General features: G+C 61.7%; 22 protein-coding genes and 1 tRNA gene. 12 read left to right on the top strand and 11 right to left on the bottom strand.

From position 1 onward, the window contains the following. Positions 1 to 56 precede the first annotated feature (56 nt). The 9 genes from ampE to PY254_RS01585 form a co-directional block, all read right to left on the bottom strand. The gene (ampE, locus tag PY254_RS01625; RefSeq protein WP_281013748.1) at positions 57 to 926 is read right to left on the bottom strand and encodes a regulatory signaling modulator protein AmpE; all 870 of its coding nucleotides are present in this window, start codon (positions 924 to 926) and stop codon (positions 57 to 59) included. A gap of 72 nt (positions 927 to 998) precedes the next feature. Next, positions 999 to 1694, bottom strand: coding sequence for a hypothetical protein (locus PY254_RS01620; RefSeq protein WP_281013747.1), 696 nt, complete (start codon positions 1692 to 1694; stop codon positions 999 to 1001). Between the two features lie 65 nt (positions 1695 to 1759). Next, the gene (gene nudC, locus PY254_RS01615) at positions 1760 to 2734 is read right to left on the bottom strand and encodes an NAD(+) diphosphatase (RefSeq protein WP_281013746.1); all 975 of its coding nucleotides are present in this window, start codon (positions 2732 to 2734) and stop codon (positions 1760 to 1762) included. Positions 2735 to 2745: 11 nt separating this feature from the next. Continuing rightward, positions 2746 to 3114, bottom strand: coding sequence for an iron-sulfur cluster insertion protein ErpA (gene erpA / locus PY254_RS01610; RefSeq protein ID WP_281013745.1), 369 nt, complete (start codon positions 3112 to 3114; stop codon positions 2746 to 2748). Positions 3115 to 3160: 46 nt separating this feature from the next. After that, entirely contained in the window at positions 3161 to 3598 is a 438-nt protein-coding gene (locus PY254_RS01605; protein ID WP_281013743.1) for a bactofilin family protein, read from the bottom strand. Next, positions 3585 to 4340 carry a DUF6776 family protein gene (locus PY254_RS01600; RefSeq protein WP_281013742.1) on the bottom strand — a complete coding sequence of 252 codons (756 nt, stop codon included), beginning with the start codon at positions 4338 to 4340 and terminating at the stop codon, positions 3585 to 3587. The genes PY254_RS01605 and PY254_RS01600 overlap by 14 nt, the downstream gene beginning before the upstream one ends. Before the next feature lie 102 nt (positions 4341 to 4442). Continuing rightward, the gene (gene bfr / locus PY254_RS01595; RefSeq protein ID WP_281013741.1) at positions 4443 to 4913 is read right to left on the bottom strand and encodes a bacterioferritin; all 471 of its coding nucleotides are present in this window, start codon (positions 4911 to 4913) and stop codon (positions 4443 to 4445) included. Between the two features lie 135 nt (positions 4914 to 5048). Further along, on the bottom strand, positions 5049 to 5246 hold the full coding sequence (locus tag PY254_RS01590) for a (2Fe-2S)-binding protein (protein ID WP_281015128.1): 198 nt from the start codon (positions 5244 to 5246) through the stop codon (positions 5049 to 5051). Positions 5247 to 5324: 78 nt separating this feature from the next. Continuing rightward, complete coding sequence (locus PY254_RS01585; RefSeq protein ID WP_281013740.1) at positions 5325 to 5882, bottom strand: RNA pyrophosphohydrolase; 558 nt, start codon at positions 5880 to 5882, stop codon at positions 5325 to 5327. A gap of 179 nt (positions 5883 to 6061) precedes the next feature. Here PY254_RS01585 and PY254_RS01580 point away from each other — a divergent pair. Beyond that, positions 6062 to 6138 (top strand) — tRNA-Met (locus PY254_RS01580). 263 nt (positions 6139 to 6401) lie between these two features. Here PY254_RS01580 and PY254_RS01575 read toward each other — a convergent pair. Beyond that, entirely contained in the window at positions 6402 to 7160 is a 759-nt protein-coding gene (locus tag PY254_RS01575; RefSeq protein WP_281013739.1) for a hypothetical protein, read from the bottom strand. A 133-nt stretch (positions 7161 to 7293) separates the two neighbouring features. Between PY254_RS01575 and PY254_RS01570 the strand changes: the two genes are divergently transcribed. The 9 genes from PY254_RS01570 (at position 7294) to PY254_RS01530 (ending at position 17728) form a co-directional block, all read left to right on the top strand. Next, positions 7294 to 9132, top strand: a complete 1839-nt coding sequence (locus PY254_RS01570) for a type I restriction-modification system subunit M (protein ID WP_281013738.1) — start codon at positions 7294 to 7296, stop codon at positions 9130 to 9132. 76 nt (positions 9133 to 9208) lie between these two features. Then, positions 9209 to 10552, top strand: coding sequence for a restriction endonuclease subunit S (locus PY254_RS01565; protein WP_281013737.1), 1344 nt, complete (start codon positions 9209 to 9211; stop codon positions 10550 to 10552). Next, a complete protein-coding gene (locus PY254_RS01560; RefSeq protein ID WP_281013736.1) occupies positions 10549 to 11373 on the top strand; it encodes a hypothetical protein in 825 nt (274 codons plus the stop codon). Before PY254_RS01565 ends, PY254_RS01560 begins: the two co-directional genes overlap by 4 nt. After that, a complete protein-coding gene (locus tag PY254_RS01555; protein WP_281013735.1) occupies positions 11370 to 12299 on the top strand; it encodes a DUF5655 domain-containing protein in 930 nt (309 codons plus the stop codon). The genes PY254_RS01560 and PY254_RS01555 overlap by 4 nt, the downstream gene beginning before the upstream one ends. Positions 12300 to 12564: 265 nt before the next feature. Beyond that, positions 12565 to 12822, top strand: a complete 258-nt coding sequence (locus PY254_RS01550; protein WP_281013734.1) for a type II toxin-antitoxin system prevent-host-death family antitoxin — start codon at positions 12565 to 12567, stop codon at positions 12820 to 12822. Then, positions 12822 to 13238 carry a type II toxin-antitoxin system VapC family toxin gene (locus PY254_RS01545; RefSeq protein ID WP_281013733.1) on the top strand — a complete coding sequence of 139 codons (417 nt, stop codon included), beginning with the start codon at positions 12822 to 12824 and terminating at the stop codon, positions 13236 to 13238. Before PY254_RS01550 ends, PY254_RS01545 begins: the two co-directional genes overlap by 1 nt. Before the next feature lie 95 nt (positions 13239 to 13333). After that, positions 13334 to 13864 carry a MarR family transcriptional regulator gene (locus PY254_RS01540; protein WP_281013732.1) on the top strand — a complete coding sequence of 177 codons (531 nt, stop codon included), beginning with the start codon at positions 13334 to 13336 and terminating at the stop codon, positions 13862 to 13864. Continuing rightward, positions 13854 to 14549 carry a hypothetical protein gene (locus PY254_RS01535; protein WP_281013731.1) on the top strand — a complete coding sequence of 232 codons (696 nt, stop codon included), beginning with the start codon at positions 13854 to 13856 and terminating at the stop codon, positions 14547 to 14549. The genes PY254_RS01540 and PY254_RS01535 overlap by 11 nt, the downstream gene beginning before the upstream one ends. Before the next feature lie 53 nt (positions 14550 to 14602). Next, positions 14603 to 17728: a type I restriction endonuclease subunit R gene (locus tag PY254_RS01530; protein ID WP_281013730.1), complete on the top strand. Its 3126-nt coding sequence runs from the start codon at positions 14603 to 14605 to the stop codon at positions 17726 to 17728. Positions 17729 to 17930: 202 nt separating this feature from the next. Here the strand turns inward: PY254_RS01530 and galE are convergent, their stop codons facing one another. Further along, positions 17931 to 18923 (bottom strand): UDP-glucose 4-epimerase GalE, encoded by a 993-nt coding sequence (galE, locus tag PY254_RS01525; RefSeq protein ID WP_281013729.1) that lies wholly within the window; start codon positions 18921 to 18923, stop codon positions 17931 to 17933. Between the two features lie 1093 nt (positions 18924 to 20016). On the opposite strand from galE, the gene PY254_RS01520 reads away from it, so the two are divergent. Next, entirely contained in the window at positions 20017 to 21408 is a 1392-nt protein-coding gene (locus tag PY254_RS01520) for a TIGR03013 family XrtA/PEP-CTERM system glycosyltransferase (RefSeq protein ID WP_281015127.1), read from the top strand. 56 nt (positions 21409 to 21464) lie between these two features. Next, positions 21465 to 22052 carry an XrtA/PEP-CTERM system exopolysaccharide export protein gene (locus PY254_RS01515; protein ID WP_281013728.1) on the top strand — a complete coding sequence of 196 codons (588 nt, stop codon included), beginning with the start codon at positions 21465 to 21467 and terminating at the stop codon, positions 22050 to 22052. Positions 22053 to 22084 lie beyond the last annotated feature (32 nt).

Raw genomic sequence — 22084 nt, 5'->3', positions numbered from 1 at the left:
AAACGCAGCGCCCGCGAGCGGGCTCCTGCCCGGAAGCGGCGTAGCCTTGAGGCGAGTCAGCCGATCCAGCCGCCGATCACCACCAGTGCCACCACGCTCAGCCATGCCAGCAAGGCCCGCTGCAGGGCGCCGCGCAGTCGCTGCAATTCACCCAGCGGGTCGTGGTGTTCCTCGGCATAACCATCGCCGGCCTCGATGTCGCTAAGTACATCAGCCTTGGCCGCCACACCGAGAAAGCCCGGGCCAGCGCTGTACCAACTGGTAGCTGGTGCCTGGGCGTGCCAGCGACGCCATGCGTCGATCACCGCGTCCCAGTGGCCAACCACGGCCAGGGTGAAGGTCAGCAGTTGTGCCGGCAGCCAGTCCAGCGCGTTGGCGACATAGCCGGCGGCGCGTTGCGCTGCAGGATCAAGGCGTATCGCATCGTTGCGCCCGAGCGTCTGCGCCAGTCGATACAGCAGTGCGCCAATGGGACCGAGCAGAAAGAACCACAGCAGCACCGCAAAGCGCCGGCGCAGCGCGGCATAGGCCACCGCTTCACCCAGCGCCGGTGCGCTCCATGCAACCGGCTGGCCATCATCGGCCAGGTTCTGTGCTGCCGCCTCACGGCTGACGTCGTCACTGGCGTGCAGGATGGCTTCCAGATCGGTCTCGAACTCGCGAGGGCCCAGGCAATACAGCAGCACCGCCAGTGCAAACAGCAAACGCAGCAGCTCACCCAAAGGCGACCAGCCGAGCAATCCGACAATCAGCGCGCACAGCGCAGTGGGCAGCAGCAGAGCCAACACAACGCGTGCGGCACCGCTGGTGTCAGACAGTTGTGCGACCCAGCGCCGGAACCACCGGTCATCGCGCCAGCGTGCCAGCTGCGGCGCGACGAGCAGCAAGCCAAGAGCGATCAGGACAATGAGCAGACGGATGGCCATAAGCAAACAGCTTCGCAAGGTTTAGCCACCATTGTATGCGACCGCTTGCGTGCATCGCGCGCTGCACGCTCGTCAGTCACCGAAGATCGCCTGATGCGAGAGCGCCTTGACGGTTTCGTCGTCAGCGGTATGCGGCACTTGCGGGCCGCAGCCATCAGCCTCGAGCGCGCGATCCATCAGCTGCGCGGTGATGAACTGGTTCGCCATGCCCGCCATTTTCATGCGCGTGTACTTGCAGCGGTTGCTCTTGGTCATCGCGCGCACTACTTGCTTCACGCTCGATCTGGTCTGCAGCGTGATGCCCTGAACGCGTGCGACATCACTGCCCGGCAGGCGCGGAAGGGTTGGCAACAGCGTCATGCTGGAGCGGCCGCCCAGCAAGGGTGAGTGATAGCTGCCTGCAGCAGCCACTGGCGGCGCGACAGTTGCAGTGCTCGGCGCCGGCGCTGCCATGGCGTCCGGGCTGGCCATCGTCGTCAGAGTCTGGCGTGCGCGCAGCCTGATCGGTGCCGGTGCTCTGGATGCCGAACTTGTGCGGCGTGCTCTGGTGGCCGCCGCCACCAGGCGAATGCTCAGCGCGTCGTGATGTACAGACTGCTCAACGGAACTCGGCCAGCGGGGCGTGACCGGCCCGAACAACAGTGCGATCAAAGCAAGATGCAGCGCGGTGACCGCACCGAGAACGACGCCGCGCCGCGCCGCTGCAAACCTGCCGTGGCGAGGGCCGGGCGTCTTCTGCCTTTGCCGTTGCGTGCTTCCCTGCGCCATCGCCGTTTCCCTGCTTGGGTACGACGCTTCAGACCGGGATGCGGGCGATTGGTTCTAGCGATGGCTCAGCGCGATGCGGCGGTGGCGACAAGCTCGCCCAGATCGATCCCGGCGCGCTCCCTCAGCCAGTACGCCAGCAATTGATAGGACACCGACAGCCGGGTGGGCGGCACGAAGCTGCCATCGGCGATGCCGTCGACGATCTGCTGCGGTGTGAACCAACGCGCATCTTCCAGTTCGTGATCGCGTTTGGCGATATGCGAAGAGCGCGCGGTGGCGATGAAGCCGACCATCAGCGATGCCGGCATCGGCCACGGTTGTGAGGAGTGATAACGCACCTCATCGACAATCACGCCCGCTTCCTCGGCCACCTCGCGGCGCACCGCGTCTTCCAGCGCCTCGCCCGGCTCGACGAAGCCGGCGAGGGTGGAATAGCGACCCGGCGGCCAGCCGGCCTGACGGCCGAGCAGGCAGGCGCCGTCCTGTTCGACCAGCATGATCACCGCTGCGTCGGTGCGCGGAAAATGCAGGCGCGCGCAGTCGACATTGGTGCATTGCGCGCGGTGTCCCGCAGCTACCAACAGCAGCGCGGCGCCGCATTGCGAACAGAAGCGGGTCTCGCGTTGCCAGTGCGACAAGCCCTTGGCATAGGCGAACAAGCCGGCCTCGTCGGCGGCCAGCTGCAAGCCGGCGCTGCGCAGGCTGGCACGACGGGCGTCGAGCGCGCTTTCCATGTCGCCGATGCGCTCGGCGTCATTCACCACCAGCAGGAAGTGCGGGCGTCCATGGGCGTTGCCGAGCAGGCTGGCGCGCGTGTCGCCGAGCCATTGCTCGCGTTCATCGACATTGAGCCAGCGCAGCTCGTCGCTACCGCGTCGCAGGAACGCTTCGCCGGCACTATCGAGCAGCAGGTAGCGCGCTTGCGGCAGGCGGGCCTGGGCGAGAATCCAGGTCGAGTCATCGCGCGACTCGGCGACACGGTCGAGCACCAGACTGAGCCCGGCGAAGGTATTCGTGGGGGAAAGCCAGGCCCGGTCCATCGCTGGTTACCTCAGGCGGAGAACGACGAGCCGCAACCGCAGGTGGTCTTCGCGTTCGGATTGCTGATCACGAACTGCGCGCCGCTGAGGTTTTCCGCGTAGTCGATCTGCGCGCCGCCCAGGTATTGCAGTGACAACGGATCGCACAGCAAGGTGACGCCATCACGCTCCACCGCCAGGTCGTCTTCGGCCTGCGCTTCGTCAAAGGTGAAGCCGTACTGGAAGCCCGAGCAACCGCCGCCGGAGATGTATACGCGCAGCTTCAGTGCCGGGTTGCCTTCTTCGGCAATCAGCTCATGGACCTTGTGCGCGGCCGCAGCGGTAAAGATCAGCGGGGTGCCGCTGCTCTGGTAGTCGGGGATCGGGACGAAAGTTTCCATGGTCTTCTAACTGGGGGCGTGGCGAGCTATAGCCAAGCATAGCGCGTCAGGCGGTTGTCGCCTCGTCCGTGTCGGCATCTTGCGCCGGTGCAGGCAGGTTGCGCTGGGTTTCGTCGGCCTGGCGTGCGATGCGCCCGTTGACCTGGGCGCCGGCCGCCATTTCCAGCGTGTGATAACGCAAGTCACCGTCAATGCGTGCCAGCGCCGCCAGTTCCAGCCGCGCGGTCACATGCACATCGCCGGTCACGTGGCCGTTGATCACCGCATGGGGCACGTGGATTTCGCCATGCACCTGACCGTGCTCGCTGAGGGTGAACATGGCGTTCTCGCCGTCGCCGATCACACTGCCCTCGATACGGCCGTCCACGTGCAGGGCGCCGCTGAATTGCACGTCGCCGCGAATCGAGGTGCCGCGTGCAATCAGGCTGGTTTCGTTGTTGCGAGTCGCCTGCTCATTGCGGTCTTTGCGTCTACGGTTGAGCATCGTGGTCCCCTTGGGCAGTCGTGATGTTGCCGCTCAGTGCGTCGCCCCAGGCGACGGTACGGTTGACCGCGTCCCCGTCGGCGGGCTTCACGGTGATACGCAGTCGCGTCGGGCGGAAACCCGCCGGCAGCACGATGGTGCCGTGCAACTGCTGGAAATAGGTGAACTGGAACGGGATGCCATCCTTCTGCGCGGCATCGCCCAACTCGGGCCAGTCCAATCGGGCGACCTTGTCACCGCGCAGCCCTTCCACGCTGACAGTCGCATGGCCGGAAAGCTCGTCGCCGCGCTTCGCATTCTGGGTCAGGCTGAGGCTGAGGTTCCAGCCACGTGAACCGACGATCGGCTGCAGCTTCACTTCCTGCAGCTTCAGTCCTTGCCGCTGGGCATCGCCACCGACCAGTCGCGCATAGAACCCAAGGTCCGCGCGCAGCCCGCTGAGTTCTTCCTCGCGCTGCGCCAACGTGCCACGCAGCGAACGCGTGGCTACGTCAGTAACCTGGGCCGAGCGTTGCAGGTTGGCAAGCTGCTGCTTCAAGTCGTCGATCTGGGCCAGCAGGGCGCGTTGCTGCTTGCTCTCCACGGCGGCCGGCGCATTGCCATGCCGGTTGAACGCCGTCACCACCAAGCCAACCGCCAGCAGACTGCCCAGCCACGCCAGACCCAGCCACCACCAATGTCGGCGATGGCCGGTGTCGTCGTGTCGACGCACGACGAAACGCGGTGGTGGTCGTGAAGCCATGCAGTGGCATCCGGGGAAAACCCAAGGTATAGCCGCCGCGTGACGGAAGCGTCAAGGAACGGGAGCACGAATCGCGTGATCTCCCGCTTGCAGCAGTGGGCTTCAGCTCGCCATCTTGCTTTGCAGGTAGCGCTCCGCGCCGATGTCCTTGATCAGGCTGAACTGAGTCTCCAGCCAGTCGATGTGTTCTTCCTCGTCATGCAGAATGTCTTTGAACAGATCGCGGCTGATGTAGTCGGCGATGCCTTCGGCGTGCGCAATCGCCTCGCGCAGGTCCTTCACCGCGGCCAGCTCCAGATCCAGGTCGCCCTGCATCGACTCGATCGCGTTCTCGCCGATGCGCAGCTTGCCCAGGTGCTGCAGGTTCGGCAGGCCGTCGAGGAACAGGATGCGTTCAATCAGGTGATCGGCGTGCCTCATCTCCTCGATCGACTCCTTGTATTCGTGCGCGGCCAGCTCGGTATAGCCCCAATCCTTGAGCATGCGGCAATGCAGGAAATACTGGTTGATCGCGGTCAGCTCGTTGTAGAGCACCTTGTTCAAAAACTCGATGACCCTGGCATCACCCTTCATGGCTTCCACTCCAATCGAAAACTTCCCCGACTATACAAACTCTGTGCCGCCAGTGAGGGAATGAGAATGGAACGCCGTTGATCCAGCATGCGGAGCAGGCTCCGGCCGGATCAAGAGGAACGCGATGGGAAAGACTCAGGCGCTGACGAGCGGCAGCTGGCAGATGACCTGCGAGCGTGCCTGGTCAAACGTGGCGCGTGCTTCGCTGTCACAACTGCCGCAGCAGTCCGAACAACCGGTGCGCGCCTGCAACTCGGCAAACGTCTGCACGCCAGCCGCTGCTTCGCGGCGGATGTCGTGATCGGTAACGGCATTGCACATGCAGATATACATGCAGCGCATGAGAACGCGAATGCGAATGATTGTCAACAATCAGTCTGCGACCAGTACTCTGATATTCAGCCAGCGAATTCAGGCCACCGCGCGTCCGCTCGGTGGTGTGGATGGCGTGCCGGCTTCGTCGCGCGGCGGTATGGTGCCCAGTTCAACGCTGAACAAATTCTCCACCAGCGGCGCGAAATGGCGCAGCGCGCGCTCATACACTTCGCGCTTGAAGTTCACCACGTGGGCCGCGGGGTACCAGAAATCCACCCAGCGCCAGATGTCGAACTCCGGCTTGTCGCAAGCGTCCAGCTTCAGCGACTCCTCGCCACCCACCAGCTTCAGCAGAAACCACACCTGCTTCTGGCCAATGCACGTCGGCCGCTGGTGATGGCGCACATACCGGTTGGGCAGGCGGTACTTCAGCCAGCCGTGGGTGGCGGTGATCACCTCTACGTGGTGCGCCGCCAGCCCGGTTTCTTCTTCAAGCTCGCGGTACATCGCCTCCAGCGGCGTCTCATCCGTGCGCATGCCGCCCTGCGGAAACTGCCAGCCATCACGATTGACCCGGCGCGCCCAGAACAGCTGCCCGTCTGCGTTCAGCAGCACGATGCCGACATTCGGACGGTAGCCATCTACATCAATCATGTCGCCTCCTGCAGCCAAACGGCGCGGTAATCCTGCCAACCACACCCAAGCCCTGAAGCCGATTCAACCACAGCCCGCGAACCAGCAGCAAGCTGCCGACTTGAACGAACGCGTCCTTCCCACTACACTTCCGCGCCCCGGCGGTGATCCTTTCGATCCAGCCCGGCGGTTATCCAAATGGCTATGTAGCTCAGCTGGTTAGAGCGTGGCACTCATAATGCCGAGGTCGGTGGTTCGAGTCCACCTATAGCCACCAAACATCTCAGTGGAACATTGACGCCGCTCGGCAGACCTTGCAACAGCACAGGTGCCGGGCTCTTTGGCTAGTCACTGGGCCACTTCAGCCCATGTAGCCAGCCATTGTTTACGGTAGGTATGACGGTAGATGGCCGCGGTCAGATCGCGTTTCGCTCATCCCGGTCAACACCTTGTCGCTTGGCGATCTCGTGCAGGCTCTCGTTGGTTCACTGCGACGCAGCCAGAAACAATCTGAGCTCGTGTTCCCGGTCGCTCAGTCGCTCAGCGGGGAAGCCCGGGGTCGGGGAGGCACAAAGACTGGCCCCGCGAATTCCTCGCGATGATGTAAATGAGCCCTTTGACGATCTTCCTCCACTCGGGCTGCATCAGTTTCCAGGAGCTCCATGCCGCGATGGATAACCATCCGGCCGGACCAATCACGAATGCGATGCTGCTGGACAAGCCTGCGTAGAAAGCAAAGGGCAGGGTGACGCCCACCGCGTGGGTCAGAAATCCCAGCGCTGTCGTCGATGCCAGATAAACCCCAAACCCGGATGCCTGTGCGGCGCCCATCATGGCCATTGACGTCATGGGTCCGGAAAAGCTCTGCCCCTTGAGCTTGACCCCACCAACGATTGAGTCAACGTCAACCAGCGTCGCGAAGAAGGTCACCCGCTCGCGCGGCTTCATTCCCTGCAGCGCCTCGATGATCACCGCTTGAGACAGGAACACCTCCTTCTCGGCCGTGGACGCATTCATTTCAAAAGCCTTTAGATGCTGACAGGCGCCATCAAGCAGTTCTTCAAACGACGGTGTGGACCGTAGCGAGTCTGCGGTGACTCGCGTGCCATCCTTGCGCAGTTTCGCCCATGTGTTCTTGCTGGCGGCCTCGGCTTCCGCGCCTACCTTGGAGTGAAAGAGCCACTTCAGTCCGCAAGCCAACGAGTCGGCACTCACGGCGCCCTTGATCTCAAGCAGCGAGGCAAGATTCTTCAGATCACCCTCCTGCCACCCGGAAAGTGATTCGACGACGCTGGTCATGCCCATTCCTCAGATGATTGGCGGAGCTTCGGCTCCTATCTGCGTTGGATGCAGCTCGCGCATCGCAGCTGACTGCCCGCACGGTGGTAATTTAGCGGGTACCTGTTCTGTCGCTCCGAGACTACTGCACCGCATGAACCAAACCTCCCTTTCCGCCCTCATCTGGTCCGTCGCCGATCTGTTGCGCGGTGATTACAAGCAATCCGAATACGGGCGGGTGATCCTGCCGTTCACCGTGCTGCGTCGTCTGGATTGCGTGCTGGCGTCGACCAAGCCGGCGGTGCTGGCCGAGTTCGAGGCCAAGACCAAGACGGGTCTGAACCCCGATCCATTCCTGCTGCGCAAGGCGAAGCAGTCGTTCTACAACACCTCGCCGCTGGATCTGCCCAAACTGCTGGGCGATCAGGACCACATCCGCCAGAACCTCTACAGCTACATCCAGGGCTTCTCGCCCGAGGCGCGCGACATCTTCGAGCGCTTCGACTTCCATGCGCAGGTCGAGCGGCTGGCCAAGGCCGACCTGCTGTACCTGGTCACCGAGAAGTTCGCCAACTTTGATCTGCATCCGGACGCGGTAGACAACGCGCAGATGGGTCTGGTGTTCGAGGAGCTGATCCGCAAGTTCGCTGAGCTATCCAACGAAACCGCCGGCGAGCACTTCACCCCGCGCGAAGTGATCCGCCTGATGGTCAACCTCATCTTCATCGAGGACGATGACGTGCTGGCCTCCGGCAACGCCGTGGTACGCACCATCTACGATCCCACGGCAGGCACCGGCGGCATGCTCTCGGTCGCCGCCGAGCACTTGCTGCAGCACAACCCCGCCGCGCGGCTCACCCTGTTCGGGCAGGAGTTGAACGACGAGTCCTACGCCATCTGCAAGGCCGACATGCTGATCCGCGGGCAGGACGTGTCCAACATCATCGCTGGCAACACGCTCAGCGAAGACGGCCACGGCGGGCGCAAGTTCGACTACATGCTGTCCAACCCGCCGTTCGGCGTGGAATGGAAGAAGGTCGAGAAGACGATTCGCAGCGAGCACGAACAGAAAGGCTTCGATGGCCGCTTCGGCCCCGGTCTGCCACGCGTGTCCGACGGTTCCATGCTGTTCCTGCTGCACCTGATCGCCAAGATGCGCCCGGCCGTCGACGGCGGCAGTCGCTTCGGCATCGTGCTCAACGGCTCGCCGCTGTTCACCGGTAGCGCCGGCAGTGGCGAGTCCGAGATCCGCCGCTACGTGCTGGAGAACGATCTGGTGGAAGCCATCATCGGCCTGCCCACCGACATGTTCTACAACACCGGCATCGCCACCTACGTGTGGATTCTCTCCAACAAGAAGCCCGACGACCGCAAGGGCACCGTGCAACTGATCGACGGCAGCAGCTTCTGGCAGAAAATGCGCAAAAGCCTCGGCAGCAAGCGCAAGGAAATGAGCGACGAACACATCGCCACCGTCACCCGTCTGTTCGGTGACTTCGCCGAAGCCGAACTGGCCAACGTGTTCGATGCTAACGGCAAGGAAGTGGGTCGCCAGGTGATCGCCGCCGCCGAGTTCGCACTCGAACCACCGGAAGGCGGCAAGCTGAAAGTCGCGCCGCTGGCGCGCATCTTCAAGAACGAGGATTTTGGCTACACCACGATCACCGTCGAGCGGCCGCTGCGCGATGAGGCCGGTAACATCGTGCTTGGCCAGAAGGGCAAGCTCAAAGGCAAACCGCAGCCGGATAGTTCATTGCGCGACACCGAGAACGTGCCGCTGGGCGAGGACATCCAGGCCTACTTCGAACGCGAAGTGCTACCGCATGCGCCCGACGCGTGGATCGACGAAGCCAAGAGCAAGGTCGGCTACGAGATCCCGTTCAATCGCCACTTCTATGTGTTCGAGCCGCCGCGTGATCTGCATGCGATCGACGAAGAGTTGAAGGCGGTGTCGGCGCGAATCATGGCGATGCTAGGGGAGTTGGCTGAATGAGCCACTTCATCGAAGCCACGCTCTCAACGGCGTTGGTCAACGCGCCCGTAGTCATTCCCGTGAAAGCAGGAATTCAGTGGCTTTGCGCTTTGTGGTGCATGCGATGAGCTTGCCAAGGTATGCGGATTACAAAGACAGCGGAGTGGCTTGGATTGGTGAAGTGCCCGCACATTGGATGCCGTACAAAGTGAGGGAGTTCACCCAGTTCTGCGGAGGCGGCACGCCGAGTCGCGACAACCTGGCGTTCTGGAACGGAGATATTCCGTGGGTCTCGCCGAAGGATATGAAGTTCGAGAGGATCAAGGGTGCAGAGGAGTGCATCACCGACGAGGGGTTATCGAGTAGCTCATCCTCACTCGTCGATCCAGGACGATTGCTCATGGTCGTCCGCTCGGGAATCCTAAAGCACACGATTCCGGTAGCTATCAATGATGTGCCGGTTGCTCTGAATCAAGACATGAAAGCTCTTCGTTTTTCCGAGCAGTTGGCGACCAGTGACTTCTTCCTACGATGGGTTCAGGGATTGAATGACGTACTTTTGCTTGCATGGGCAAAGCAGGGCGCGACAGTCGAGAGCATCGAGCACGCTTACCTTGCTGGGACAATAGTCCCGCTGCCTCCATTACCTGAGCAATCAGTCATCGCCGCCTTCCTCGATCGCGAGACCGGCAAGATCGATGCGCTGATTGCCGAGCAGGAAAAGCTGCTGACGCTGCTGGCCGAAAAGCGCCAGGCCACCATCTCTCACGCCGTCACCCGCGGTCTCAACCCCAGCGCCCCGATGCAAGACTCCGGCGTGCCGTGGCTGGGCGAAGTGCCGGCACATTGGTATGTACTGCGTTTGGCGTCGGTCTACAGAGAGATCGCAGAACTTGGAAATGACGAGCTTCCCATTCTCAGTGTTTCAATTCACGACGGCGTTTCCGACAAAGAACTGGGTGACGCCGAAATGGATCGCAAGGTCACCCGAAGCGACGACAGGTCAAAGTACAAGCGCGTCGCTCCGAACGACCTTACGTACAACATGATGCGGGCTTGGCAGGGTAGCTTCGGAACGGTGATGGTTCACGGGCAGGTAAGCCCGGCATACGTAGTGGCCAGACCTCTTGGTGAAATTCGCACGATGTTTGTCGAGCAGCTGTTGCGCACGCCGCAAGCAATCGAGCAAGTTCGCCGCTATTCGCGCGGAATCACGGAGTTCCGTCTACGTCTGTATTGGGAGGAATTCAAGAACATCCGTATAGCCGTGCCCCCGGTGGCGGAGCAGGACGAAATCCTTTCTGCCGCTACCAAGGAAATCGCAGACTTCAACAAGCTGACCGGTACTGTTGAACGCGCCATTATTTTGCTCAAGGAGCGCCGCAGCGCCCTGATTGCCGCCGCCGTCACCGGGAAGATCGATGTGAGGCATGTCGCATGATCCATTTCATCGCGGAGGCTCAAGGGCTCTGGTACGAGGGAAGCCAGTCCTGGCTGCAGCGAATTCAGGGCCATCCGATCATTCTCCCCTTCGCCGTCTTGGGAAAGCCAGTAGGCCAAGAATTACTGTTCCTTGAAGACTATTTCAACTCCGCAACACGTATTCGGCGAGGGCGGCTGTTCGAGAAGGACATGCGCAATAGCTGGCCAGCCGATGTTGTCTCGCGTTTCCCCAATCGCGATCTGCACAACAATGTGAATCGTTTCGACGTCAATCGTTCGTACAAGACGGCAGATTTCCAGATAGGTGTTGGAGATGAAGTTGAACTCGGAGACAACGGCGCAAGGTCACGTTGGATCGTTGTTCTCTCCGAGAAAGCGGGTCTTGAGGGGTACTACGTCACGCTCAAGTCGAAGACGTTCTTCGGCGTTCTTCCTGAGCTACTTCCTGATCAGATTCCGGAGTCCAATCGACATGATGTGCTGGGATCGATGGACGCGGTTGTTGATGCGGCTTCGATTCAGGCGCCTCAATCCGTCATTGATGCCTGCCGCAATGCGGCATGCCATCTGATCAGCGCAAAGTTTCCTGCGTCCAACCCAGGTGGCAAGCAAGACCTTGGCAAACTTGTTGGCTGGCTCGCGAAAAACGAGAGAGAGTCATGTGGCTCCGCCGGCAACCTGATCAACAGCTTGCATAGTCGCGCGAAGGCCAATGCCGCAGCTAGTCGTGGGACGCGACCCGTCTCCAGGCGAGATGCAGAGTTGGCAGTGAATTCACTCGCATTTTTATTGCAAGACTTTGGATGGGGAAAGGAATGAGTGACATCCAGCTATTTCGCTTGAGCAGCACAACTGCTGTCGAATTGTCCGGCCGTGCGGCGGCAGTCGAGAAGCATTTGCAGTCCATGATCGAGGCGCAGATGCCGACCTTCCTCGGCGTACGCTTTCTCGCCACCGAGTACACCACCGGCAAGACGCACAAGGGCCGCATCGACTCGCTGGGGCTGGACGAAAATGGTTGCCCTGTGATCATCGAGTACAAGCGACATACCAACGAGAACGTGATCAACCAGGGGCTGTTCTACCTTGATTGGCTGATGGATCACCGTGCCGAATTCCAGTGGCTGGTGATGGAGAAGCTGGGCAAGGATGTAGCTGAGCAGATCGACTGGGCCGGCACGCGTCTGCTATGTATCGCCGCCGACTTCACCCGCTACGACCAGCACGCCGTGCAGCAAATTCCGCGCAATATCGAACTGATCCGCTACAAGCTGTTCGCCGATGACTTGTTGCTACTCGACCTGGTCAACAGTGTCAGCGTGGACGACGCCACCGCGGCCAAGGCTGACATCGGTGGCTCGACGACGTTGGCGAAGAGCAAGCCGGTCGGCAAGGACAAGACGGCGGAAGAGCAACTGGAACACGCGCAACCCGAAATCCGCGCTATGTACGAAGCGTTGTCCGGGCAGCTGCTGGCGCTGGGCGAGGATGTGCAAGAAAAGCATTTGAAGCTGTACGTCGCGTTCCGTCGACTGAAGAACTTCGCCTGCGTGATTCCCTACAAGGACAAGTTGCTGGTCATGCTTAAGCTGGATCCCGATACGGTTGCGCTGGAGAATGGCTTCAGCCGCGATGTGCGCAATATCGGCACGTGGGGCACCGGTGACCTTGAACTGTGTCTGCGAAGCATGGCGGATTTCGAGCGAGCCAAACCGCTGATTGAGCGTAGCTACGGCGAAAGCTGAGGCCGATGGGCGGAGAGATTTTCACGCCGTATGGCCCTGATCTGCGCAAGAAGAACGCAAGCGGCCTGCCGCTCTGCGCCTGGTTTGTTTGATGGCTATTTGACAGCGCGGAGGCGGGAGCCAAGTCCGGCAGGGAAAATGACCATGAACCAGTCGCTTGCAGACAAATTTGCGTGCACTGGTTATTTGATGGCTGCTTGATGCGGCTGGCTCTCTCTTTATTGTTGTAGTAATGTTTCTACATTCATCGCCATGGGAGTCGACCATGACCATCACCACGTTATCCAGTCGCGAGTTCAATCAGGACACCAGTGGCGCCAAGAAGGCTGCCAGGCGGGGGCCGGTGTTCATCACCGACCGCGGTCAGCCGGCGCATGTGTTGCTGAGCATCGAAGACTACACGCAGCTCGCCGGCCATCAGGCGAATATCGTCGAGTTGCTGGTGATGCCGAAAGGCGACGCCATCGATTTCGATCCCCCGCGGATGCGTGACAAGCTGATTCGCGCGATTGAGCTGGGCTGATGTACCTGCTCGACACGAATGTGGTTTCCGAGCTGCGCAAGTCCCACCCGGACAAACAAGTGAAGCGCTGGGCCGCCAGCGTGTCGACCGCCAGCTTGTACCTGTCTGTCATCAGTGTGATGGAGCTGGAAACTGGCGTGTTGCGCATCGAGCGGCGTGATGCACGGCAGGGTGCGGCGCTGCGTCACTGGCTGGACAAACAGCTGTTGCCTGCCTTTGCCGGTCGGGCGTTGCCGATTGATACCGCGATCGCGCTGCGTTGTGCAGTGCTGCATGTGCCCGATCAGATGGCGCATGGCGATGCCTTGATCGCGGCGACGGCGTTGGTGCACGGATTGACCGTGGTGACACGCAACACCTCCGATTTCGAGGCTGCTGGCGTGGCGTTGATCAACCCGTGGTTGGATCAGGCTTGATGGGTGGAGTCTGTTTTCCACCGACAGCGCACTTGCTCCCTGCTTTCAATTCCTCCATATTCGCAATTCGCGAATAGCGAATATTGAGTCCCGTGATGGAATTGAAGCCTCAGGACCTGCTGGTGTTGTTCAAGGTGGCTGCACACCCGCAGCAGCGCTGGACGTATGCGGCGCTGGGCGAAGCCTTGTCGATGAGCGCGTCGGAAGTGCACGCCAGCGTCAAACGCGCGGTCGGTGCCGGCTTGGCCGTGGTGCGTGGTCGCGGCGACTGGTCGCCGGTACGTCCGGCACTTCTGGAATTCGCCCTGCATGGCGTGCGCTATGTGTGGCCGGCCGTGGCCGGGCCGGTGAAGCGGGGTGTGCCTACCGGGTTCGGCGCCGAACCACTGGCCGGCAAGATCACGGCGGTGCCGGGCGAGGCGCCGGTATGGGCACACGCCAGCGGCAGCGCGAAGGGGCCGAGCCTGTCGCCGATCTATCGCACGGCACCACTGGCTGCGTTGGCCGATCCGGCGTTGCACCGCTTGCTTGCCTTGCAGGATGCCTTGCGTGCCGGCCGTGCGCGCGAGCGGACGTTGGCTGCCCAGTTGTTGCCGAAGGAACTGGAGGCCGCGGATGCGGCGTGATGATCCCAACCTGCCGTATCTGCGTCTGGTAGCCGAGGCGCTTGGCGACTTGCGCGAGCAGGTGGTGTTTATCGGCGGCGCAGTCGCTGGACTGCTGGTTACCGACCCGGTGGCAGAGGGCGTGCGCGCCACCCGTGATGTGGATGCGGTGGTCGAGGCGGCGCGTGTGCAGTTTCGTCGTATCGAAGCGCGGATTGCGGAGCGGGGTTTCACGCAAGACATGACTAGCGATGTGATCTGTCGTTGGGTGCATAAGGACTCCGGCGTGCTGTTCGATCTGATGCCGGTGGATGGCGATGTGCTGGGTTTCTCCAACCGCTGGTATCCCTATGCTGTGGCGAGCGCCAAGCAGGTCGAGCTGGCGCCTGGCCTATCCATTCGTCTGGTGAGCGCCGTCGCCTTCGTCGCAACCAAGCTGGAGGCGTTTGCCGATCGTGGTGCGGGTGACATGCTGGGCAGCCACGATCTGGAGGATGTGTTGAACATCGTCGATGGCCGCGAGGAGCTTCCCGATGAATTGCTGGCCGCACCGGCTTTGCTGCAACAGGTTGTGGGTGGGGCGTTCGCGAATCTGCTGGCTCGCCCGGATTTCGCCAACGTGCTGCCGGGCTTGATCGCCGAGCCCGAGCGCGCCGGTATCGTTGAACAGCGTTTGCGCCGTATGAGTGAACCGACAAAAAACTAGAAAGCCGATGCAGTGCCACACGATGGCACGCCGGATCAGGAATCGGGGGATGAATGAATCTGCATAAGGAAATCCATTTCGAGACGGCGATCTGCGAGCACCTTGCCGCTCATGGCTGGCTGTACTCCGATGGCGATGCTGCCCACTACGACCGCAAGCACGCGCTGTATCTGCCCGACCTGCTGGCGTGGATCGAAGCGACCCAGCCGGACAGCTGGCAGCGCCTCGGCAAGACCCATGGCCCGATGGTCGGCGAGCGCATCGCCGAGCGCGTGCGCAAAAGCCTCGATGAGCGCGGCACGCTGGAGGTGCTGCGCCGTGGTGTGGAGATGCTGGGGCTGAAGGAGCCGCTGGCGCTGGTGCAGTTCAAGCCGGCGCTGGCGATCAATCCGGCGATCCAGCAACGCTATGCGGCGAACCGCTTGCGCGTGGTGAGGCAGGTTCGGCATTCACCGAATCATCCGAACGATGCGCTGGATCTGGTGCTGTTCGTCAATGGCATCGCAGTGGCGACAGTGGAGCTGAAGTCTGACTTCACCCAGAGCGTGAACGACGCCGTGGATCAGTACCGGTTCGATCGGCATCCGCAGCCCAAGGGCGGCGTGGCCGAACCGATCCTCGGCTTTCCCGGTGGTGCGCTGGTGCACTTCGCGGTGAGCCAGGCCGAGGTCATGATGACGACGCGACTGGCCGGGCCGACCACGCGTTTCCTGCCGTTCAATCGCGGCAACCACGGCGCGGCAGGCAATGCGCCGAACCCCGCTGGTTTCGCCACGGCGTACTTGTGGGAAGACGTGTGGGCGCGCGACAGCTGGTTGCAGATTCTCGGGCGTTACCTGATCGGCAAGCGCGACGACAAGAAGAACCTCACAGGCGTGATCTTCCCCCGCTATCACCAGCTCGACTCCACGCGAAAGCTTGTCGCCGATGTGCTGGAGCAAGGCGCCGGCCAGCGTTACCTGATCCAGCATTCAGCAGGCTCGGGCAAGACCAATTCGATTGCCTGGAGCGCGCATTTCCTTGCCGACTTGCACGACGGGGAAAACAAAAAGCTGTTCGACAGCGTGCTGGTGGTGTCCGACCGCAACGTGCTTGATGCACAGCTGCAGGAAGCGATCTTCGATTTCGAACGTACCACCGGCGTGGTGGAAACTATCACCAGTGAGCACGGCAGCAAGAGCGCGCAGCTGGGGCAGGCGCTGAAGGCTGGCAAGAAGATCATCGTCTGCACCATCCAGACGTTTCCGTTCGCGTTGCAGGCGGTGCAGGAGCTGGCTGCGACTGAAGGCAAGTGCTTCGCGGTGATCGCCGACGAGGCGCACAGCTCGCAGACCGGCGAAGCAGCAGCCAAGCTCAAGCAGTTGTTGAGTGCCGAGGAACGGGCCGAGCTGGAGGACGGCGGCGAGATTGATACCGAGACGCTGCTGGCCGCGGGCATGGCCGCGCGTGCCGGCGGCAACAAGGGTCTGACCTACGTGGCCTTCACTGCCACGCCAAAGCAGAAGACGCTGGAGCTGTTTGGCCGGCCCGGTGCGGACGGCCTGCCGCAGCCGTTCCATGTGTACTCGATGCGTCAGGCAATCGAGGAAGGCTTCATTCTCGATGTGCTGAAGAACTACACGCCGTACAAGCTGGCTTTCCGTCTGGCGCACGACGGCAAGGAGTACGACGAGTCGCAGGTCGAACGCAGTGCGGCGATGAAGGGAATCATGCAGTGGGTTCGCCTGCACCCCTACAACATCGCGCAAAAGGTGCAGATCGTGGTGGAGCACTACCGCGAGAACGTGCAGCCGCTGCTCGACGGCAAGGCCAAAGCGATGGTGGTGGTCGGCAGCCGCAAGGAGGCGGTGCGCTGGCAGAAAGCGATCCGCGGCTATATCGAGCGACAGCACTACCAGCTGGGTGTGTTGGTGGCGTTCTCCGGTGAGGTGAATGATCCGGAGAGTTTCCCTGCACCGGTGAGCGAAACCAGCGCCGACTTGAACCCGGGTCTGAAGGGTCGCGATATCCGCGATGCGTTTGCCCAGCCGGACTATCACCTGCTGCTGGTTGCCAACAAATTCCAGACCGGCTTCGACCAGCCCTTGCTGTGCGGCATGTATGTAGACAAGATGCTCGGCGGCATCCAGGCGGTGCAGACCTTGTCGCGATTGAATCGCGCGCATCCGGGTAAAGACACCACCTACATCCTGGACTTCGTCAACGACGCGGCGGAAATCCTCAAGGCGTTCAAGACCTACTACGCCACCGCCGAACTGGAAGCGGTCACCGATCCGCACCTGGTTTTCGACTTGCGCGCCAAGCTCGATGCCAGCGGCCACTACGACGACTTCGAGGTCGATCGTGTGGCGCAGGTAGAGACCGATCTGCACGGAACGCAGGCGCAGCTGAGCGCCGCGATTGCTCCCGTCGCACAGCGGTTGCTGACTCGTTACAAGACCGCGCAGCAGGCGCGGTCGAGCGCACCGGCGGACGGCGACGACAAGGCGGCCGAGGCGAGCAAAGACACACTGGACGCGCTGGTGTTGTTCAAGAACGACATGGGCGCCTACGTGCGCCTGTATGCGTTTCTGTCGCAGGTATTCGATTACGGCAATACCGATATCGAAAAACGCTTCATCTTCTACAAGCGGCTGATCCCCCTGCTGGAGTTTGGCCGCGAGCGTGACACCGTGGATTTGTCGAAAGTGGTGCTGACCCATCACACCGTGCGCAGTGCGGGTCGGCAGCCGATGAACCTCCAGGACGACGGTAAGGGTGGCTACAAAATTCCGGCCATGGACGCAGTCGGTAGTGGCGCGTTGCAGGACAAGCAGCACGCCTTGCTGGCCGAGATCATCGAGAAGGTCAATGGTCTGTTCGAGGGACAACTGACCGACGACGACCAGTTGGTCTACGTCAACGGCGTGCTCAAGGGCAAGCTGCTGGAGAACGAAACCCTGGTGCAGCAGGCCGGCAACAACAGCAAGGAACAGTTTGCCAACTCACCCGACCTGAAGCATGCGTTGATGCAGGCGATCATGGATGCGCTGGAGGCACATTCAACCATGAGTACCCAGGCGCTGGGTTCGGAGCGGGTGCGCAATGGCCTGAAGGACATACTGCTGGGTCCGGCACAACTGTATGAAGCCTTGCGGGCCAAATCCGAGGTAGCTCAGCCAGGCCGTGCGGCCTCGTAGCTGGATTTGTGGCTGAGCGTTGGACGGGGACCCATCAAGTCGGGGTAGCGCGGCTCTCTATCAAATCCTGGATGCTCGCGGGCTTGTTCAGAGGCAAGCCGCTTCGTATCGGACATCATCAACCCCGGATAAGTTGAGTTGCGCATGGCGCGCGTCCAGCGGCCTCCGCTTTATCGCTGCCGGCGAGGCCTTTGTTGCGAAATCACGCCGGCGTAGCGTCCGCCGCCAGCTTCTGTTCCCACGCCAGCGCCGTGCGCACGATGAAATCCAGATCATCGTGCCGCGGGGTCCAGCCGAGGCGTTCGCGCAGGCGGTCGGCGCGGGCAATCAGCATGGGGGGGTCGCCGGCGCGGCGCGGTTGTTCGATCACGGTCAGTGCGCGTCCGCTGATCCGCTGCACGGCGTCGATGACTTCGCGCACGCTGTAGCCGTGGCCGTAGCCGCAATTCAGGGTGAGTGATTCGCCGTCGGCGCGAAGGTGATCGAGCGCGCGCAGATGGGCGGCGGCAAGGTCCTCGACGTGGATGTAGTCGCGAATGCCGGTGCCGTCGGGGGTGTCGTAGTCCGTGCCGAAGATGGACAGGCTGGGTCGCTTGCCGACGGCATGTTCACAGGCAACTTTGAGCAGCAGCGTGGCGTGGGGCGTGGACTGGCCGATGCGGCCCTGCGGGTCGCAGCCGGCGACATTGAAGTAGCGAAGGATCACGTATTGCATCGCGCCGGCGGCGCCGAGGTCGCGCAACATGGTCTCGGACATCAGCTTGGACATGCCGTACGGATTGATCGGCTGTAGTGGCGTGTCCTCGTCGGCGATGCCGCTGGTGGGCATGCCGTAAACGGCGGCGGTCGACGAGAACAGGAATCGGCGCACGCCGGCGTCGACGCAGCAGGCCAGCAGGTTGCGTGTCTTGCAGGTGTTGTTGCCGTAGTACTTGAGCGGATCACGGACCGACTCGGGTACCACCGTGTGCGCTGCGAAGTGCAGCACGGCGCTGATCCGGTGTTCACTCAGCACGCGCGCGACCAGCGCTTGGTCGCCGACATCGCCAACGACCAGTTCGGCGCTACCCACGGCTTCGCGAAAACCACTGGTGAGATTGTCGAGTACGACCACCCGCTCGCCACGTTCGGTGAGCTGCTGGACGACGTGGCTGCCGATATATCCGGCGCCGCCGGTGACGAGGATGGTATTCATGCTGATGTGCTCATGTGCGGGACCGGAACGGTGAGGGTTCGTTCAAAGACACGGGCACCGAAGGCGCGGGCGATATGGGCTTTGAACTCGGCATACGACTCATAGCCGAGCGACGAGTGTAGTCGTCAGCCACTGCCGAAGGCGATGTGGTCCTGCCGCGCTTCGCAACAGCGGTGCTTACAGCGCGAAGACGACAGCCGCTGCGCTGCGGGTTACTTGACCAGTACCGACAACCTGGCCGCTGGTTTCCAGCAAATAGCCGCTGCGAGAAAACGAACCGCGTGGCGCTGCTGGCAAGCTGCGAGCCCAGCCATTCGGTGCTGCGGCCGGTGGGTGTTGCAGGAACTGCTCAACGTGCCCGCATCTGCCTTGGCTTGGAAGTTGCCAGCCTTGTTGAAATGGCGGGCCGGGTATCCGCAAACCCTGGGGGTGGGCTTCTGAAGCAAGTCTTCAAGTCGTCGTCGCATTCCATACGTGCCGGTGTGGCGCTCACGCGATCGATTCTGCGGTGCCCGCCAGGGTCAGGCAGGCTCGATCCTGCGTGGCCAGGCCGAACTTCGCCGGTCCAACGGCCCAGGCTTCCTGAATGGAATGGAGAAACGCGTCTTGCCGGTGCAGCATGAAGTGGTCAGGAAGTGACCTTGCCAGCTACAACGTGACAATTTGCCACGCATGTTGCGCCTCACGACGGCGGTGACGCGAAGGCTGGACCTGAACGAGCCCAGCTCTGAACCGTGTGAAGGCCGCGGGTGAAGCCTGGTGAAGCTCTCGCTCGGGGAGGCTCCGGCGAAAACGCCGGTGATCATGGGCGTCCACCCGGTGGGCGGCTGAATCGTTGACGATTTCAGGAATTCACTCGTGTGAGATCCGCCTTTTGTCTTCCCGTGGCCGCCGCGCGGCCGGATTACTGGGGCGAGGCTGAGCGAGTCTTCGGCCAGGCCGCTTCCAAGTTCGGGCATGTTTCGTGCTTTATCACCTCCACCTTTTCATAAACCTGAACTCGGTCACACTTCGTGATAACGTAAGCGGCTGTTTTGCGAAGCGGTGGACTGACAGAAGGACTCGTCAGAAAGAGGAGTGCGATGTGAATCGAATGTTCCGACAGGGAGCGGTCCGTTGGCAGCTGCTGCTCGTGGTAATCGAGTTTGGGCTGCTGGAGGCGTGTATTCACGCCGCCTTGAGGATACGTTTTTGGGGAGACGCGAACGCGCAAGAGGTGTTTGGCGCAAGCCTGCACTGGCGTTCGCTGCTGGTGGCGGGGGTGCTGATTTTCTCCATGGCGTCGCTGGGCCTGTATCAGGTTCATCTGCGTGCGGGCTGGCTGGGCCGGCTGAGCCGACAGGGCGTGGCTTTCCTGCTGGGCGGCATTTCGCTGACCGTGTTGTATTACCTGTTTGCGCCGGCCTACCTTGGTCGTGGCGTGCTGATTCTGGCGTTGCTGCTGGGCTACGTCGTGGTGGCGTTGTGGCGAATACTGTTCCTGAGCCTTGTAGACGCTGACTTGTTCAAGCGTAGCGTCATCATGCTTGGTGCCGGCGAACGTGCTGCTGAAGTCATCCGCATGATGCGCCGCAAGTCCGACCAGCGTGGATTCAAGATTCTCGGTTGCATACCTGTCGGCGACGACCCGGTATGTGTTTCCGTCCCGTTGCTGGGGCACCCGGACGAGGCGCTGTTCGAGTGGGCGACTCGGCACGGCGTCGAGGAAATCGTGGTGGGGCCGGATGACCGGCGCGGCACCTTGCCGATCGGCGCGCTGCTGGAATGCAAGCAACGTGGCATCGCGGTGACCGAACTTGCCGATTTCTTCGAACGTGAAGCCGGCAAAATCAAGATGGATCTCACCAATCCGTCGTGGTTGGTCTTTTCCGAAGGCTTCAGCATTTCGATGTCGCGTCGACTGACCAAGCGCACCTTTGACGTGTGTGTCGCGTTGCTGGTGTTGCTCATGACGTGGCCATTCATGCTGTTGACGATGCTGGCGATCCGGCTGGAGTCAGGTCGCGGCGCGCCCATTCTGTATCGCCAGGAGCGTGTCGGGGAGAACGGCAAACCGTTTCAGGTGATCAAGTTTCGCAGCATGCGTACCGACGCCGAACTCGATGGTGTGGCGCGTTGGGCCACCAAGGACGACGATCGGGTAACGCGGGTGGGGCGATTCATCCGAAAGGTGCGCCTGGACGAGTTGCCGCAGCTATGGAACGTGTTGCGTGGCGACATGAGTATCATCGGCCCGCGCCCGGAACGGCCGCATTTTGTCGACGACTTCAACATTCGCATTGGGTATTACTGGCTACGACATTGCGTCAAGCCGGGGCTGACTGGTTGGGCGCAGCTGCGCTATACCTACGGAGCCTCCGTGGAGGATGCCGAGGAAAAGCTGAAGTTCGACCTGTTTTACGTGAAGAACCAGAATCTGGTGTTCGACCTGACCATTCTCATCCAGACGGTGGAAGTGGTGCTGTTCGGACGCGGCGCCCGCTGAAATTTAGGAGAAGAGCAGTGAAATCGTTATCGAGAAACTTTGTTCTCTGGCTGGCCATGGCGGCAGGTCTTGTGTTGCTTGCCGGTTGCAGCACGGCGCCCCTGCCGAAGACGGCGGCATCTGCGGCGCCGCAAGCTGCAGAGCGCTACCTCATCGGGCCGGGCGATTCGCTGGAAATCTTCGTGCGTGACAATCCGACGCTGACCACCACCGTTCCGGTGCGCCCGGATGGGCGCGTCTCGATTCCGCTGGTGCAGTCCATCGTGGCCGCCGGCAAGTCTCCGGAAGAGCTGGGCAAGGATCTTGAAACCGAGTTGGGTCGCTACATCCGCTCGCCGCTGGTGACCGTGATCGTCAAGAGTTTCGTTGGCGCTTACAGCCAGCAGGTGCGTGTTGTCGGGCAGGCGGCCACGCCCAAGGCCGTGCCTTATCGCAGCGGCATGACCGTGCTGGACGTGATGATCGATGTCGGTGGCCTCACCAAATTCGCCGCTGGCAACAGCGCCAAGATCATTCGTCATCTGCCCGACGGCACGGAGCAAAGCATCCCGGTGCGGCTCGGCGAGCTGATGGGTGGCTCGATCAAGAACAACGTCGTCATGCGCCCCGGGGACATCCTGATCATTCCCCAGTCCTTGTTTTGATACGACCAGGCGCGCATGCGCCTGCGGCTGGC

Source organism: Rhodanobacter sp. AS-Z3 (assembly GCF_029224025.1).
GTDB lineage: Bacteria > Pseudomonadota > Gammaproteobacteria > Xanthomonadales > Rhodanobacteraceae > Rhodanobacter.
The sequence above is the reverse complement of the archived record's forward strand: the minus strand, read 5'-3'. Positions and strand labels throughout refer to the sequence as shown.